Source organism: Pseudomonas sp. B329 (assembly GCF_023127835.1).
Taxonomy (GTDB): Bacteria; Pseudomonadota; Gammaproteobacteria; order Pseudomonadales; family Pseudomonadaceae; genus Aquipseudomonas; species Aquipseudomonas synxantha_A.
Map to the genome: position 1 here is coordinate 888 of NZ_SPKP01000054.1, position 17,036 is coordinate 17,923.

Genomic DNA, 17,036 nt, shown 5'->3' on the forward strand with positions numbered 1-17,036 from the left:
TACGACTGTTACGCTGACTGCCCCAAGTGCCGTTAACGAAGGTGGCCAGATCACCTACACCGCGACCTTGAGCAACAAGGCCGGTACTGACGTCACGTTGAAGCTGGATAACGGTTCGTCGATCACCATCAAGGCGGGCGACACTGTTGGCACCGTGACCGTGCCTGCACCGACCGATGACGTGTTCATCGATAAGAGCATCCAGACCGTCAAGATCACCGAGACCACGGGCGGCAACTTCGAAAAACTCGAAGTCGCAGGCAACGGCGCTACCACCACCATCAACGACACCATCGATAAAGTCGACGTAGTTCTGACCGCCACCACCACCGTCGGTGAAGGCGGCAACATCGTCTACACCGCCAGCCTTGTGGATAAGAACGGCGCGCCGGTGACCAACATCACCAATCCGCTCACCGTTACCCTCGATAACGGCAAGACCATCACCATCGGCGTGAATCAGTCGAGCGGCTCCATTACCACCATCGCGCCTAACGATGTCTACAAAGGCGACCAGATCGTCACCACCGCGATCAAAGGCGTGACCGGCGGCGAGCATTTCGAAAACCTGGTCCCTGGCACTACCGCGGTGAATACCACCGTCACCGACACGCCGGGCACCACCGACCTGACCACCGTCACCCTGACCGCCCCGACGGCTGTCAACGAGGGCGGCCAGATCACTTACACCGCCACTTTGAGCAACAAGGCCGGCAGCGACATGGTGGTCCAGCTCGATAACGGTTCGAGCATCACCATCAAGCAAGGCGCGACCGTGGGTACGGTGACCGTCCCTGCGCCGACTGATGATGTGTTCATCGACAAGAGCACCCAGACCGTCAACATCACCGGCACTACCGGCGGCAACTTCGAAGGTGTGAGCATCACGCCGGGCGGCGCCACAACTACCATCAACGACACCATCGACGACGTGACTGTGGTGCTCAAAGCCACTGGTTCTGTCAGCGAAGGCGGGCAGATCGTGTACACCGCGTCCCTGGTCGACAAGAACGGCGTGGCGGTGAACAACGTTGGCTCAGACCTGGTCGTCAAGCTGGATAACGGCTCGACCATTACCATCGGTAATGGCAAGTCCACCAGCTTCACCACCGCCACCGCACCTAACGATGCGTATGTCGGCGCCAATGACGTCACCACCAAAATCACGGGTGTGGTCAGCGGTGGCGACAAGTACGAACACTTGATCGTCGACGGCAGCACCGTGGTCACCAAAGTGACCGATGTGGTCAGCAACACCACCATCAGCATTACCGGCGATGCGTCGGTGACTGAAGGCGGTACGGCGCACTACACGCTGTCCCTGAGCAACCCGCCGCAAACCGACGTGACCGTGACGCTCAAGTACAGCGGCACCGCTACCGACGGTTCAGACTTCAATGGCGTGTACACCGTGAAGATCCCGGCCGGTGCCACCAGCGTACCGTTTGATATCCGCACGCTCGACGACAAGATCACCGAGCCGACGGAAAATATCGTCATCACCATCGACAAGACCACTGGCGGCAACTTCGAAAACCTGGTGGTCGGCAATGGCAGTGTTACCACCAACATCATCGACAATGATGCGCCGCCGGTCATCGACCTGGATGCCAACAACTCCAGCGGCGCCAGCGGTGCGGACTTCAAGACCACCTTCACCGAAGGCGGCACCGGTGTGTCAATTGCTGACACTGACATCAAGATCACCGACCCGGACAGCACCCAACTGACCGGCGCCACCGTGGTATTGACCAACAGCCAGCCAGGCGACTCGCTGAACTTCAGCGGCGTGACAGGCATCAACGTGACCCCGACCACCGACCCTGTGACCGGTAAAATCACCTTGACCCTGACCGGCACGGCGTCGCTGGCCGACTACATGCAGCAGATCAAGAACATCACGTTCACCAACAACAGCCACGACCCAAGCACCACGCCACGCACCATTACCGTGAGCGTGACCGATGGCGGCAACTACTCCAACGTTGCCACCACCACCGTCAACGTGGTGGCGGTCAATGATGCGCCGGTGGCGACTGGCGGTGCCGTAACCGGCACCGAAGACACCGCGCTGGCCCTGACCTGGGCCAACTTCGGCGTGACCGATGTGGACTCGCCGCAAGCCAGCCTGGGGGTGAAAATCACCGAGCTGCCAGTCGCCGGAAAATTGCAGTTCCTGGCAGCGGATGGCAGCACCTGGACCAACGTGGCCAACGGCCAGACCTTCACCAAGGCCCAGATTGACGGTGGCCAGTTGCGCTTTATGCCTAACGCCAACGAATCCGGCGCCGATGGTTACGGCGGCACCGGTGTGGGCAACAAGCAAGCGGACTACGCCCAATTCAAGTTCCAGCCAACCGATGGCAAGGACCTGGGCACCAGCGCCACGGTGAAAGTCGATATCACGCCGGTAGCCGACGCCCCGACCCTGAGCGTGGCAGACAACAACGTTGCCTCCACCGGCCTGGTCAAACAGGGCTGGAACAGCATTGCCGGCCTCGGCAACAACGGCAACGGCGCTGCACCGGACGTGCTGAAAAAAGCCATCGATAACGCGGGCACGCCGAACAACACCTCGGTGGTGACCAACGTCGAGTCTGTCGACAACGTCGCCGCCGGCTCTGGCTCAAAAATCTCCGGCCTGATCTACATGGAAGCGGGCAAGAGCTACACCTTCAGCGGCATCGCCGATGACAGCGTGGTGGTCAACGTGGGCGGCAAAGATGTGGCCAGCGGCGTGTGGGGCACCAACAGCGGCAAGATCAGCGGCTCGTTCACGCCAACCACCACGGGTTACTACAGCCTTGAGATCTACCAGGCCAACCAAGCGGGGCTTGGCAGTTTTGACGTTAACGTGTCGATCAACGGCGGGGCGGTGCAAAACCTGAGCACCAGCACCGTGCCGTTGTACACCGGCCTTACCGACCTGACCAACGCCGGCGTCACCGTGTCCGACCTGCATGGCAGCAACGGTGACGGTTACTATGTGGGCTACAAGCTCAACGAAGGCCAGGAAAACGGCACGGTCAAACTGTCCAAGGTCACCACCGCGCTGACCGACACCGACGGCTCCGAAACCCTGAGCGTGAAGATCAGCGGCATTCCGGCAGGCTCGGTGCTTACCGACGCATCGGGGCACACCTTTACCGCGGGTAAAACCGTGGGCGAAGTGAATGTCACCGGCTGGGACCTGAACACCCTGACCATCAAGCCGCCGACCTACTACAGCGGCCAGTTCAACCTGACGGTCACCTCGACTTCCACCGAAAGCATTGGTGGTTCGGCAACTACCACCGCGCAATTGCCAGTCACGGTGCACCCGGCAACCTACAACCCGGTAACCGGCACTTCGGGCAGCGACACCATCAATGGCAGCGATGGCAACGACATCGTCGTGGCCGACGTCGCCGGCCTGAACGTGGTGCAGGGGAAGAACTACAACATCGCGTTCATGATCGATACGTCGGGCAGTATGGGCGCGAGCTCGATAGCAGCGGCGAAAGCCTCGCTGACCACCACGTTCAACTCGCTGAAAAGCAGTATCGGCTCCAGTACCTCTGGCACCGTGAACATCTTCCTGGCGGACTTCAGTGACCAGGTCAATCGCACGGTGACAGTCAACCTGAAAGACCCAGGTGCGTTGGATTCGCTGCAGAAAGTCCTGGATTCCATGGTATCTACCGGCGGGACCAACTACGAAGACGTGTTCAAGGCCGCTTCCAACTTCTTCAAAAGTGCCCAGGCGACTGGCAACACAGACGCAATCAACACAACGTACTTCATCACCGATGGTCAGCCGACGTTTTACCAGGCGGCCGAGCAGACTAACCCGTACTTGTACGGCAACGTCAGGCTCGATGATGTCGTCACCATGAACAACTACACCATAGGTACAGCCACCCGGATCAATATCGATTCGAATAATTACCTTGATATCAACTCTGCCGGCAAGGTAACCCTCTGGTCCTACGGCTGGTCGTACAACAAGGGAGTCATCCACGCCCAAGGGGATGGCACCTATGAAATATCGGTACAAGGCGGCCTCGGGTACGATACCGATTACTACACCACCACCAACTCCAACAGCGCGTTCGCACTGCTCAAAGGCCTGTCCACAGGTGGCGTAGAAGCCATCGGCCTCAACAGCGGGGTCAGCTTGAACCAGCTGGCTCCGTACGACAGCGATGGCAAGCCGCAAGCCAACATTGATCCGAAGGACCTGGCCAATGCGATCCTCGGCCACACCGAGGCGACGTTGCCTGGCGCCGACACCGTCAACGGTGGCGACGGCAACGACATCCTCTTCGGCGACCTGGTGAGCTTCAGCGGGATCAACGGTGAAGGCTACAACGCACTGCAGGCATTTGTGGCGCAGAAGACCGGCGTGACCGTCTCTTCGGTGACCGCCTCTAACGTTCACCAGTACGTTACCGAGCACTACGTGGACTTCGACGTCTCCGGCGCCAAGGACGCCAACGACACGCTGCTGGGCGGCGCTGGCGATGACATCCTGTTCGGCCAGGGCGGCAATGACCTGCTGGACGGCGGCAAAGGCAATGACATCCTGTTGGGCGGCACCGGCAACGACACGCTGATCGGCGGCCAGGGCAACGACATCTTGATTGGTGGTTCAGGTGCCGACACCTTTGTGTGGAAGGCGGGTGACATCGGCAACGATGTGATCAAGGACTTCAAGGCCTCGGAAGGCGACCGCATTGATCTGCGTGATTTGTTGAAAGGTGAGACTGACAGCACCATCGACAACTACCTGAAGATCACCACGGTAGATGGCGTGTCGACCCTGCAAGTCAGCAGCGAAGGCAAGCTCAACGCTGCCGGTGGCCTGGCCAATGCCGATGTGACCATCAAGCTGGAAGGCAATGATTGGTCCCATGTCAGCATCAACTCGCTGATCACTGGCGCCGACCCTACCATCAAGATCGACCATAGCTAAGATGCAATGGATCGGCCGCCTTCCCGGGCGGCCGATTTTTTTGCCTTATGGGCCGCTGGCCCTGGCGGGCGGTGCGTCGCATACTCACGCTCATACACGCAGCGTTGACCTATGCTGTTGAACGCATGTGGCTCATATTCGAGGGGTTCTTATGTTTTACGTGCAACGTGATGCACTGGGCGCGCTGATTCGCGTAGAGGCGGCCGCCTTTACCGAATCCACCGAAACCCTGCCGGCCGATCACCATGAGATCCAGGCCTGGTACGCCAACGAAGTGGTGGAAACCAGCCTGGCCCAACTCAAGCAGAGCGACCTGGAGATGATCCGGGTGCTGGATGACTTGATCCAGGTGCTGACGCGCAAAGGCGTCATCAGCGTGACCGACCTGCCGCCGGCGGCACAGGCCAAGTTGATGGACCGTAACCACGCGCGGGAAGCGTTGGGTGGGTTGAGCCAGTTGATTGATGATGACGAGAAAGGACTGATCTGAGCCCTGGCGCCGAACCTTTATTCAAATGTGGGAGGGGGCAAGCCCCCTCCCACATTTGAATGTCCTGATGTCAGTGTGATTTCCAGGGCGCAGGCTCGCCAAACAGCTGGCCCTGCACACCAAAAATCCCCATCTCGCGGATGACCTTCAGCTCGCCCTCGGTCTCCACACGTTCGGCAATCAACGGCAGATCGATGCTGTGGGCTGCGCGCTGGATGGCTTCGATAAACAGACGCTTGTCACTTTCCTGGTCGATGTCGCGAATGTAGCTGCCATCGATCTTCAGGTAGGCCAGGCCCAGGCGTGCCAGGTTGCCGATCATGCTGAACCGCCCACCAAAACGCTGCAGGCTGAGGGAAAAACCCAGCTCGCGCAGGCGGTGGGTCATCTGTTCCAGCACCGGCTGTTCGGGGAGTTGCTCTTCACCAATCTCCAGGGTGAGGCGTGAGCCCAGGTTGCTGTGCTGGCGCAGCAGGTCATAAATCCTATTCAGGGCCTGGGTATCCTGGAACGTTGCGGCCGAGAGGTTCAGCGCCAGGTTATGGTTGTGGCTGGCCATCTGCTTGAGGACTTGTTCCAGCATCAAACGGTCCAGGCGGGCCGACCAGCCGAAGCGCTCGAGCCACGGCAGAAAGCGCCCGGCCGGTATCGTGTGGCCTTCCTCGTCCTGCAGGCGCGACAGTACTTTGTAATGCAAGACCAATTGTGGGTCCTGGCTGGCGACGACCGGCTGGAAGTACAGCTGGAAGTGCTGCTGGGTCAGGGCCCGGTCCAACAACGTGTGCCAGGCATGGTGATCGTCACCGACGCTGGCGGCGGCGCTGCTGTCCAGGCACACCCAACTGGTATCGCCCTGCGCTTCGGCCTGGGCCAGCGCCTGATCGGCGAGGGTCAGCAGTGCTTGGGGCGCATCGCCATGGCTGAACGGTGCCAGGCCGATATAGGCCACCGGCATCACATCGCTGGCGCCGGTCGCCTGCAAGCTGAGCAAGGTGCTCTCCAGGTTCTGCGCCAATTGCAGCGCTTCTTCACGCATCAATCCCGGTGCCAGCACAGCGAACTCGCCGCCGCGGATACGGGTAACGAGGTTATGGGTTTCCGGGTACGGCTCGCACTGACGCAGCAGTTGTTGGCCGACCGCTTGCAGCAATTGGTCGGTGCGCTGGCCGCCCAGGCGTTGGTTGAGGCCGGCAAGGTCCTTGACCCGCAGCAGCAGCAAGTAACCGGAGTTGGTGTCTTCCGGGTTACTGACACGGGCGTTGAGCTGCATTTCGAAATAACGCCGGTTAGCGAGGCCGGTGAGGTTGTCCTGATAGGACTCGGTGCGCAGTTTTTCGCTGCGTTCGGCCTGTTCCTGGAACAACGCCTTGAGCTTTTCCACCATCTGGTTCATGGCTTGCACCACTCGCCGCAGTTCCGGCGTGCGAGGCAGGTCGGGCAGACTGAGGAATTCTCGGCGGGCAATCGCGTGGGACTGTTTGACCATGTAGTCCAACGGCTTCAATTGCCGGCGCAGCAACAGCCCACCGAGCACCACACTGACCGCACCGCACAGCAGCAACCACCCCAGGCTGCCCAAGGCGCTTTGCCAGAGCTTGGCCAGGGCGAACATTGGATGGCTGACCACTTCGACTCGCGCCGCCTGCTCCCAGCCACGGCTAACCAGCGCATCGCCACCTGCCGGCTCCAGGCCGATCAACTTTACGAACCAGTTGGGCACGCCGTTGTTATCAGGAATGCCGCTGCGCTCGACGATGGTTTTATTCGTCGCCAAGTCCACCACACGGATGCTGGCGTAGTAGCCGCTGTCGAAGATCGAGCTGACCAGCAGCTCCACCATGGCCGGGTCGTCGATATTGGGGGTCAACGACAGCGCCAATGCCGTCGCGGCATCCTGGGCATGGGAACGCAGCTGGTTGACGTATTGGGTGCGCGAGCTTTCCAGGCTGACCATGAAACTGCCGCTGAAGGCGACCACCAGGAACAGACAGATTGCGATCAATAGTTGTTTGAACAGAGACATCCGATCAGTTACTCCTAGTTGGCAGGCTCGGCTGGGAAGCCTTCCGCACGCATTTTTCTCAACACATCCTGCCAGCGCGACAAGCGTTTGGTATCACCGACTTTCTTGTTGCCCTTGGCGCCGGGCAAGTACAAGCCCTCGGCGTTGAATGAATACACCGGGACCAAATCGGTGCGGCGGGTAGCCGGCAGGATTTCGTCCATCAGGCTGTCGAGCACCAGCGGGATTGCGTCAGGCGTCGAATAATAGGTCAGAACCATGTGCGCGCGATTCTGCCGTAAAGCCTTGACGTAGGTAATGCGTAATTTGTCGCTGGACACACCCAGATGACGCAAACTGAAATACTTTGCGATCGCGTAGTCTTCACAGTCACCGGCCCCCTTCCAAAGGGCCTCGACGGGCGTCTCCCAATAATCGACAGCGTGCCAGAGGTCGATGTCTTCCACGTAGGTCATTTGCTTGTTGAAGAACAAATTCACGACCTTGAGCTGCTCCGGCTCGCTGACCTGTTTTTGGCTCGCCAATAGCCGCTGCCAGGCGTCGATACGCTGCTGCCCTTCGCCGAGCGGCCCGTACACGGCGGTAGCCTTGCGGCTGATCTGAGAGAAATCCCAATCGGCACGCAGCCCGCCAAGCATCAAGCCGGCCAACAGAATTGCTGATAACAGCCAGCAAAGAACTCGATAGGGAATAAAACTTACCGCCAAGGCGCTCTGTCCATGAAAGAGACGGAATTTCGAGGAATGGTGAAGCCTGGCCCTACAAAAAACAATGGCACAGTGCAATCATTCATAGGAGGACCGAGTTTATAACCGCCCCTTGTGGGAGACACAAAGTATGCTGTGTAAGCCCTTACAAACGGAAACTTTGGCTGTTTGACAAGCGCTTGGGCCGTCTTTAGTGTGCATTGGATCCAATTGACCACACTATTATTCAAGAAAGGAGGATAGCGTAACCGTGACGCAGAAGCCGAACCCTTTAAGCAGCATCAAAATAAGCGGGCCTATTCCCGCCCATCTTGCTCGCGCCGTCATTGAAGAAACGTTGCGCAACGCCATCCTCGATGGGCGATTACCCTGTGGCACCGCGATGCGCCAGCAGGAACTGGCGAGTCTGTTCGGCGTCAGCCGTATGCCCGTGCGCGAAGCCTTGCGCCAACTGGAGGCGCAATCCCTGCTGCATGTGGTGACCCACAAGGGGGCCGTGGTGGCGCCGTTGATCGAGGACAATTCGGCTGAGACCTATGCACTGCGCATGTTGCTCGAATCTGAAGCCCTGCGCTTGTCGATCCCGTTGCTCAGTGACGCCGATCTTGCCGAGGCCGAGGCCTGTATCAATGCGCTGGAATGTGAGAAAGACTACAGAGAGATTGGCCGCCTCAATCGCCTGTTTCACATGGTCTTGTACGGCAAGGCACCCAATCAGCGACTGCTCGATCTGGTGGAGCACGGGCTGAATGAAGAGGAACGCTTTCTGCGCTTCAATCTTGAAGCGATGGGATTGGGCGAAACGTCTCAGGAGGATCACCGTGAACTGTTGAGCCTGGTGGCGCAGAAGAAGATCGACGAGAGCATTCTGACGCTGCGTAATCACTTGATGCGGGGTATGGAAGTGATCGCTAACTACCTCAAGGGTCTCGAAAGCGCCGACAAAAAATTCGCGCAATAGGGCCTTCGTTATTCGCTGACCATTACACTATGCGGGGTAACTTTCCATCAGGAAAGTTACCATAATGACAGGCAGTAAAATTTACAAAACTACTAACACCTAAGAACTCTCCCACACTTCAACAACCCGTTACCCCTGCAACAGCTTGCGGACAAAACATCTAATACTTTTATAATCCTCCCCTAACGTTTAATCAGCTTATTATCTTCGCCCGACCAACCGCACCCCTTCATCCGCTGGGCACAACTCTATCAAGGTTGCGCTACCTGCGCGGCCTTGACGAAACGTTACATCTCCAACACAACTAAAAAAATTCCAACACTGCTTTTAGAGCACTCGCAACAACTTATAGGCGTCAACCATGCATCAACATTTTATCGAACAAAGAAAACAAAAACTTTTCGGCCATCCGTTATTTATAGAAATAACCTCACTCGCCAAGTTACGACACTTTATGGAGCACCATGTGTTCGCCGTTTGGGACTTCATGACTCTGACCAAGCGCCTGCAACAAGACCTGACGTGCACTCAGATCCCTTGGCTCCCTCCCGCAGACCCCCACGCTGCCCGCTTGATCAATGAAATTGTGCTGGGCGAGGAATCGGATGAGCATCCAACACGCGGCCATTGCAGTCATTTCGAGCTTTACCTGGACGCCATGACAGAGGTAGGCGCCAACACCGCCGCCATCACACGCCTCATTGATCTGCAGCATCAGGGCGTGGAAGTCAGCGCGGCTTTGCAGATGATCGATGCGCCCCGTAGCGTGGTGTCATTTGTCGACAGCACATTGCAAATCGCGCTCAGTGCGCCCACCCACTGTGTGGCGGCGGCCTTCCTGCATGGACGCGAGAGTGTCATTCCCTCGATGTTTGAAGGCTTGATGCACAGCAACGCGTTCATTGAGCGTGAAACACCTACCTTCTTCCACTACCTCAACCGCCATATCGAAGTGGACAGCCACGACCATGGGCCAGCGGCAGAACAGTTGCTCCAGCGTTTGATCGGCACAGATCCGCTTCGCCAGAAACAAGCCGATAGCACCGCCCTTGGCGCCGTGGAGCGCCGTATTATGTTCTGGGACAGTGTGCTGGCTACGCTGCAAGAGGTTCGCCCATGAACGCCGTCAATTACCAATCCTTTGCCGATGATTGGGAGCGGCGCGCTACCATCCGAACGCGCCCCCGACGCGTACTGGAAAACGACGGCAAACTCATCTTTCCCCTGTGCCGGCAACCGCTGGTACTGAGTGCAACTTTCCTTGAACACTGCCCGCAGTGGCGCGACTTTGTGCTGACGCAGAGCTTCTATAAATTCGTCAATGATGTGGTGATCTTCGAAACCGAAATCGTCGACAAGACCGCTCGCAGCATCGCGAAAAACCGCTTCTCCCTGCCCTTCCCACCCGCTTGCCGCTACGACGCGATGACTGTCGTTGTGGACGAGGATTACCACGCGTTGGTCGCGCTGGATTTTCTTCAGCAAGCCGTGGAAATGACCGGGATCGAACCGCTCAATCTACCCGGGCAAATTGAATTGAGCTGCGCGCTACCGACAGCGCAGGCAAAGGTGCCGGCGCACCTGCACGATGCCGTTGAACTAATCGCCGTGGCTATTGCTGAAAACACCGTTACCCATGATGTGGCAGCTTTCTCAAAAGACGCCAGCGTCAAATCGTCTGTGCGCGGCCTGATGGCCGATCACCTGTTCGATGAGGGCCGTCATGCGCGGTTCTGGGCTCAGTTGGTGCGTATTTACTGGCAGTCGGCAACCCCGCAAGATCGCGACAGCATCGCTCAAGCGCTGCCTGTTTTCCTGGCGCGCTACCTGACCAACGATCTACAACAAGACTTCGACCTGCAACTGATCGAACACCTGGACATCAGTGCCGATACTCGTCTTGCGCTACGTCATGAAATCCATGCGCTGGATTTTCCCATCACCCACCAACATCCACTGGTGGCCAATATCATGGGGTTGCTGCGCCAAAGCGGTGTACTGCAAACGCCCAGCGTCGCCCAGGCACTGAGCGCCTACCTGCCGGTACCAGGGAGGTTGGCATGCGGCGTTTAAAGATCGCGTGGAGTGCCTCCAGCAAAGCCCTGGACGAGCTCAAGAAAGTGCTGGAGCAATACGGGCATATCGCAGGAGCAGGGTCCGTCGACCTGATAATTGAAGATAGGGGGCAGCCACTGCCGCCATTGCCAACCGACGTGCCATGGATAAGCCTGCGCGTGGGTATCGGCCCGTTATCCGAGCACGGGCTGCCCTCGCTGCAGTTGCGCTGCTATGACCGCGAGCGCCGCCTGTTGGCTGTGCAGGGCGTCGCCGAGGAACCCAGCGGCAACGGCCAGCGATTACACCAGCAGGCAACGAACGCATTGGTGGAGTGGGCAGCTTGGTTGGTCTGTGGTTTTTCAAGGGATCCAGGTTATTTCTCTATAGCCGCTACCGCTAACGACTGGCCCGAACAGGGCTTGCAAGGGCTGGAAGCAGTGGCATTCATGCATCGGTTCAACCGCACGACAGACCCGGCTTTACTGCGGGCAGCCAAGGTGCCCATGATTGAAGCGCTGCAGGCCAGTCTTGAGACCTTCGCGAATCGAACAGCGTTGAATATCGCGGGGGACATGCTGACTTATCAGCAACTTCATCGCCATGCCATAGCGATCCAGCAACGCCTGCTTCCTTTGCTGGCAGGCGTGCAAGCACCACGGGTGATCGGCGTGTGCCTGGAAAGATCCACCGAGCTGTATGCAAGTATTCTTGCGGTATTGGGTTGCGGCTGTGTGTATTTGCCGTTGGCTCCGGATCATCCGGTGCAACGTCAGCACAGCATGTTGGAAAGCCTCCAGGCCTGTGTGCTGCTGGATAACGGTCAGCATCCTTTGCGAGATGGCTTCGCGTCCCTTGATGTCAGCCAAATCGCTGTGCACGACGTCGACGCGACACAACCGCTGATGCACCATCACCCCCTTGCCGACGAGCCTTGCATGGCCTTGTTCACGTCGGGGACCACCGGCCAGCCCAAGTGTGTACTCCTGAGCCACTACAATCTGGTGCATTTCAGCGCGTGGCTCACAACCTGTGTGGGGTTGGATCAACACAGTCGCGTCCTGCAGTTTTCGCCACTGGGCTTCGACTCGTCATTGATCGATATTTTCCCGGCCTTGATCGCCGGCGCTGAATTGATTGTCCCCAGCGCAGATCAACGTCACGACCCTCACCAACTGGTAGAGCTGATTCGCCAGCAACGCGTCAGTCATGGATTTCTGCCACCGGCGCTGCTCAGCATTCTGCCGTTGGATAAGCCACTGGGCCTTACTCACTTGCTTACCGGCGGCGATTTCTGCGAGCCCTATGTGATCGAACAACTGGCGGGGCAATGTCAGTTGCATAACTTTTATGGGCCCACCGAGACCACGGTGTTGGCAACACACCGGGTATTCCAACAAGGTGATAGCCATCGCAATATCGGCTACCCCATCGCCAACAGTCAGGTGTTAATCCTCGATGAAAACCTGCAACCGGTGGATGAACAGGTCACGGGCGATTTGTACATTGCCGGTCCAGGCGTCAGCCTCGGCTATTGGAATGCACCGCCGCAACCCGACAGTCCATTCGTTGCGCTGAGGCTGCCGAATGGACAGGTTCTCAAGGCTTACCGCAGCGGCGATTTGGCGAAATGGACGCAAGATGGCATCGAGCTCGGCGGGCGTCGGGATGATCAAGTCAAGATCCGTGGCTTTAGAGTCGAGCCTCAGGAGATTGAGCAATGCCTGCGCAACAGTCGATTGTTTCGCCAAGTGGCAGTGGTGATCGATCCGACGCACAGAGTCATAGCTTTTGCCGCCCAGCCCGAACCCGGCGCTACGCTGCAGAGCCTGAAGGAACATGCCCGGCAGTGGTTGCCTGTACATATGCAGCCGGTCGCCTGGAGCGAGTTGGCCTGTCTGCCCGGTACGAGTAACGGCAAGGTCGATCGGAAGGCATTATTGGCCCTGCCAATATCCACGCTCGCCGGGGCGACTTGCAGCCCTGTACAAACACCTCTGCAGGCACAGTTGGTGGACTTATGGGCAGAGTTGTTGGCCTTATCCGCAGGCGAACTTTCGATCGATGACAGTTTCTTCAACCTCGGCGGCCACTCCATCCTGTTGTCGAGCCTATTGTTGCGCCTGCGTGAGCAGTTTGGCCGTAGCTTCTGCCTGAGCCCCTTTTTCGAGACACCGACCATCCGCACGTTGGCCGCACTGATGGACGGCGGGGCGCTGCCTGACACCCCTACCCACCGGATGGAAAAAGATGCAGCAAGAATGCTGGGGATCGAGGTGCTGCCTGATACCCACATGGGTGACCCACGCAAAGCGATCGTCACCGGGGCGAACAGTTTTGTCGGGGTACATATCGTCCAAGCGCTACTGGCCGGCGGGGCGCTGGAAGTAGCATGTCTGGTGCGGGAACTGCCCGGGCATTCAGCGGCGGGGCGATTCACCCAGGCACTGCGGGAATACCGCCTGGAACATTTGGACCTGAGCCGAGTGCGGGTGTATGCCGCTGACATGCGCGAACCCCGCCTGGGCTTGGCCGGCAATGTGTATGACTATCTTGCCCGTCATTATGGTGTGCTGGTGCATAACGCCGCACAGGTCAATCATGTACTGGACTATGCGTCACTCGCCAGGGACAACGTCGAGCCGGTGTTTGAGTGCCTGCGCCTCTGCGAAACCCACTGTAAGAAGGTACTTAATTTCATCTCGACGCTGTCGGCCTGCAGCAGCGTGGACGCCGATGGGCACGTCCTTGAATCGCCCGCCGGGCGCGCGCAGCCACTGTATGTGAAAAATGGCTACAACCTCTCGAAATGGGTAGCTGAGCGATTGTTGGGAAGGGCCGTCGAACAAGGGGTCTGGGTCAATATTCATCGGCCGGGAAATATTAGTTTCAACAGCCAGAACGGCGTCTGCCAACCGCAGAAGAACCGCCTGATGCTGATGCTCAAGGGGTCTATGCAATTGGGGCTGGTCCCCCGGTTGGAGGTGAACTTCGATCTGATGCCGGTGGATTTCCTGGCCGGCTTCATAGCCTTCCACAGCGCCCAATTTGCCTTTGGGCGAAACGTATTCAACCTGCACAACCCACAGCCCTTGAGCTGGGATAAGTACCTCGACGCATTCAGCCAGGTCGGGCACGCCTTCGACCGGGTAAGCGTTGAAGACTGGCAGCAGGCGCTGCGAACGGTTGGCCGTGATAACGCGTTGTTCGGTGTGCTGGGTTTCTACCTGGACGAACTGGACGAAGACATCGGCGATACGTCGATGATCCGTTACGACAATGCCCGATGGGGTCTGGAAAGAATGGGTATGGACTATCCGTCAAAGAGCCCGGCGCTGTTACGCAAAGGCTGTGATTACCTCAGGGCCATCAGCTTCCTCTGAACAGCTTCAGAAATTGCCGACGACACTACTGCGCCAATCAGCATTCGGAGCGAGAGGCCTCGCTCCGATGCAAACAGGATCAGATCTTGAAGCTATCAACCAATTGCTTCAATCGACTGGCCTGCTGGGACAGTGCATCGCAGTCTTTGAGCGTCTCGTTGAGGTTAGCCACACCCTGCTGGTTCAACAGGTTGATCTGGTTGATGTCGACGTTGAGGGTTTCAACGACAGCGGTCTGCTCTTCGGTGGCAGCTGCAACCGACTGGTTCATTCCATCAATCTCAACGATACGCTGCGTCACGCTGATCAGGCGCTCACCCGCCTGGTTGGCCACTTCAACGCTTTCTTCGCTGGAAGTCTGGCTGGCATTCATGGTGGTCACTGCTTCACGCGAGCCCACCTGCAACGAAGTGATCATCTTGTGGATCTCCTCTGCCGACTCTTGGGTACGGTGTGCCAGGTTGCGCACTTCATCTGCCACTACGGCGAACCCACGCCCGGCTTCGCCAGCACGGGCGGCTTCAATTGCCGCATTGAGGGCGAGCAAGTTGGTCTGCTGGGAAATGCCTTTGATCACATCCAGAATATGCCCGATGTTGTCGGTACTGGCGTTAAGGGTTTCGATCTGAGTGCAGGACAGACTGATCTTCTGCGACAGCTCCGACATCGCCAGGATGGTTTGTTCAACCACTTTGCGGCCATCGTCAGCCTGTTCGCTGGCACCGCTGGCGTGCTGCGAAGCATCTGCTGCATTGCGGGCGATTTCCTGGGTGGCAGCGCCCAGTTCGTTGATGGCCGCAGCTACGCTGTTGGTACGCGCACTCTGTTCGTCGGAACCGATGATCGAAGCATTGGACGATGCCATTACGCGCTGGGACAAATCATGCACCTGACGCGTTGCCGAAGACACCTCGGAAATCGAGGCGTGGATGCGTTCGACGAATTGATTGAATGCACTGCCGACTTCGCCGAATTCGTCTTTGCTGGTCACTGCGAGTCGTCGAGTCAAATCGCCTTCGCCTTGGGCGATGTCCTGCATGGCGACGCCCATGGTGGTCAACGGACGCAGCAACACTTGAATCAACAGGCTCAAGAGCACCGCAATGGCCACAACGGCGATCAACATTGCAATCAAAGCCGAGGTACGGAACTTGCCCAGCGGGGCGTAGGCTTTTTCTTTATCAATGGATAGACCGATGTACCAGTCGGCGCCGGGCAAACCGCTGATAGGCGTGAACGAAAGAATACGATCCTGGCCATTGAGAACAACGTCCTGGTTAAGCTTCTCGATACGTACGTTGGTGCCAGGGTAGATGTCCTTGAGATTTTTCATCACCTGGTCCTGGTCAGGACTCACGATGACCTGACCATCACCACTGACCAGAAACGCATGGCCAATGCCGCCGAAGTCAACCGAGTTGATGATCTTCACCAGGGTTTGCAGGCTAAGGTCACCCCCAACAACACCCAACAGTTCGCCGTTCTTTTTCACCGGCATGGCAATTGTCACGATCTGACCGCCTACAGCCGCCATATAAGGCGGGGTAAGCATTGTTTTGTCCGCTACCACCGCCTGCTTGTACCAAGGGCGCTGACGAGGGTCATAGTCCTCAGGCATCTTCGCGTCAGGGCGCTGCGTGAATACCCCATTGGTTTGGCCCACGTAGGTGAACTGGAAGTTGGAGGTAAACGCTGGCTGATCCACCAACCCGGGAAGATCGACGGCACTGCCTTGATGGGCAACGTTCTGCGCCAGGTTCTCGAGGACCAGGATGCGACCACTGAGCCAGTTCTGCACACTGCTGGCGGTAAGCTCGCCGGATTGCTGGATAGACGAGGCCAGGTTTTGCCTGATCGTGCTGCGTTGCAGGTAGTCGTTGTACAGGGTGAATAACGCGAAGGCTAAAACCACGACGCCTGACGCGGCCAACAGAATTTTATGACTGAACTTGAGATTCATTTCATCGACTTCTTTTTGCCAAAGGGGGGTGAGCGTGCCGAGTGGAACATTCCATGTAACGGGATAGGCGGACTCTGCGGTCGCTCTATTTCGGTGCACGCATGGCTCGTCAGGCTTTCGGCCAAACATCGGCAAAGCTTAGAAATTTGTGTGAAGCATCTTCTTTTTGCGTAGGAAACCGACAGGCGGTAGGTGAAGGCGGGAGGGTGTGACATAGAGCCTTAAACGACAAAACCCCTGTCTGCGTTAGCAGACAGGGGTTTCGGAATTCAATCTTGACGATGACCTACTCTCACATGGGGAAACCCCACACTACCATCGGCGATGCATCGTTTCACTGCTGAGTTCGGGATGGGATCAGGTGGTTCCAATGCTCTATTGTCGTCAAGAAATTCTGTGTACCAGACCGTTGAGTTGGCAACGTGCCGGTGAAATTCATGAGCTTATACATAAACAAAACCCCTGTTTGCGTTAGCAAACAGGGGTTCTGGAATTTAATCTTG

Annotated in this window: 8 protein-coding genes, 1 rRNA gene and 1 pseudogene; 6 read left to right on the plus strand and 4 right to left on the minus strand. The window is 57.7% G+C overall.

Annotated features, from left to right (window positions below; translation table 11 throughout):
* Positions 1-4,954: pseudogene (locus E4P00_RS24620) on the plus strand (LapA family giant adhesin); the annotation flags it as partial.
* 151 nt (positions 4,955-5,105) lie between these two features.
* Entirely contained in the window at positions 5,106-5,444 is a 339-nt protein-coding gene (locus E4P00_RS24625) for a hypothetical protein (protein WP_005783528.1), read from the plus strand.
* Positions 5,445-5,514: 70 nt separating this feature from the next.
* Here the strand turns inward: E4P00_RS24625 and lapD are convergent, their stop codons facing one another.
* Complete coding sequence (gene lapD / locus E4P00_RS24630) at positions 5,515-7,467, minus strand: cyclic di-GMP receptor LapD (protein ID WP_248133226.1); 1,953 nt, start codon at positions 7,465-7,467, stop codon at positions 5,515-5,517.
* A 14-nt stretch (positions 7,468-7,481) separates the two neighbouring features.
* The gene (gene lapG / locus E4P00_RS24635; RefSeq protein WP_032878522.1) at positions 7,482-8,174 is read right to left on the minus strand and encodes a cysteine protease LapG; all 693 of its coding nucleotides are present in this window, start codon (positions 8,172-8,174) and stop codon (positions 7,482-7,484) included.
* 250 nt (positions 8,175-8,424) lie between these two features.
* On the opposite strand from lapG, the gene E4P00_RS24640 reads away from it, so the two are divergent.
* The 4 genes from E4P00_RS24640 to E4P00_RS24655 all read left to right on the plus strand — a co-directional run bounded on the left by E4P00_RS24640 (position 8,425) and on the right by E4P00_RS24655 (position 14,573).
* On the plus strand, positions 8,425-9,135 hold the full coding sequence (locus E4P00_RS24640; protein ID WP_032878524.1) for a GntR family transcriptional regulator: 711 nt from the start codon (positions 8,425-8,427) through the stop codon (positions 9,133-9,135).
* 361 nt (positions 9,136-9,496) lie between these two features.
* A complete protein-coding gene (locus E4P00_RS24645; RefSeq protein ID WP_078819961.1) occupies positions 9,497-10,255 on the plus strand; it encodes a DUF3050 domain-containing protein in 759 nt (252 codons plus the stop codon).
* Positions 10,252-11,208, plus strand: coding sequence for a diiron oxygenase (locus E4P00_RS24650; protein WP_216090531.1), 957 nt, complete (start codon positions 10,252-10,254; stop codon positions 11,206-11,208). The genes E4P00_RS24645 and E4P00_RS24650 overlap by 4 nt, the downstream gene beginning before the upstream one ends.
* Entirely contained in the window at positions 11,196-14,573 is a 3,378-nt protein-coding gene (locus E4P00_RS24655) for an amino acid adenylation domain-containing protein (RefSeq protein ID WP_248133227.1), read from the plus strand. The genes E4P00_RS24650 and E4P00_RS24655 overlap by 13 nt, the downstream gene beginning before the upstream one ends.
* Before the next feature lie 79 nt (positions 14,574-14,652).
* Here E4P00_RS24655 and E4P00_RS24660 read toward each other — a convergent pair whose 3' ends face one another.
* Positions 14,653-16,533, minus strand: a complete 1,881-nt coding sequence (locus E4P00_RS24660; protein WP_078819959.1) for a methyl-accepting chemotaxis protein — start codon at positions 16,531-16,533, stop codon at positions 14,653-14,655.
* Positions 16,534-16,806: 273 nt separating this feature from the next.
* Positions 16,807-16,922, minus strand: a 5S ribosomal RNA gene (rrf, locus tag E4P00_RS24665).
* Positions 16,923-17,036: the final 114 nt, after the last annotated feature.

Bases quoted from the DNA above. Each gene is read 5' to 3' on its own strand.
- E4P00_RS24625 (WP_005783528.1), top strand. From the start codon at position 5,106: ATGTTTTACGTGCAACGTGATGCACTGGGCGCGCTGATTCGCGTAGAG.
- lapD (WP_248133226.1), bottom strand. From the start codon at position 7,467: ATGTCTCTGTTCAAACAACTATTGATCGCAATCTGTCTGTTCCTGGTG.
- E4P00_RS24645 (WP_078819961.1), top strand. From the start codon at position 9,497: ATGCATCAACATTTTATCGAACAAAGAAAACAAAAACTTTTCGGCCAT.
- E4P00_RS24650 (WP_216090531.1), top strand. From the start codon at position 10,252: ATGAACGCCGTCAATTACCAATCCTTTGCCGATGATTGGGAGCGGCGC.
- E4P00_RS24655 (WP_248133227.1), top strand. From the start codon at position 11,196: ATGCGGCGTTTAAAGATCGCGTGGAGTGCCTCCAGCAAAGCCCTGGAC.
- E4P00_RS24660 (WP_078819959.1), bottom strand. From the start codon at position 16,533: ATGAATCTCAAGTTCAGTCATAAAATTCTGTTGGCCGCGTCAGGCGTC.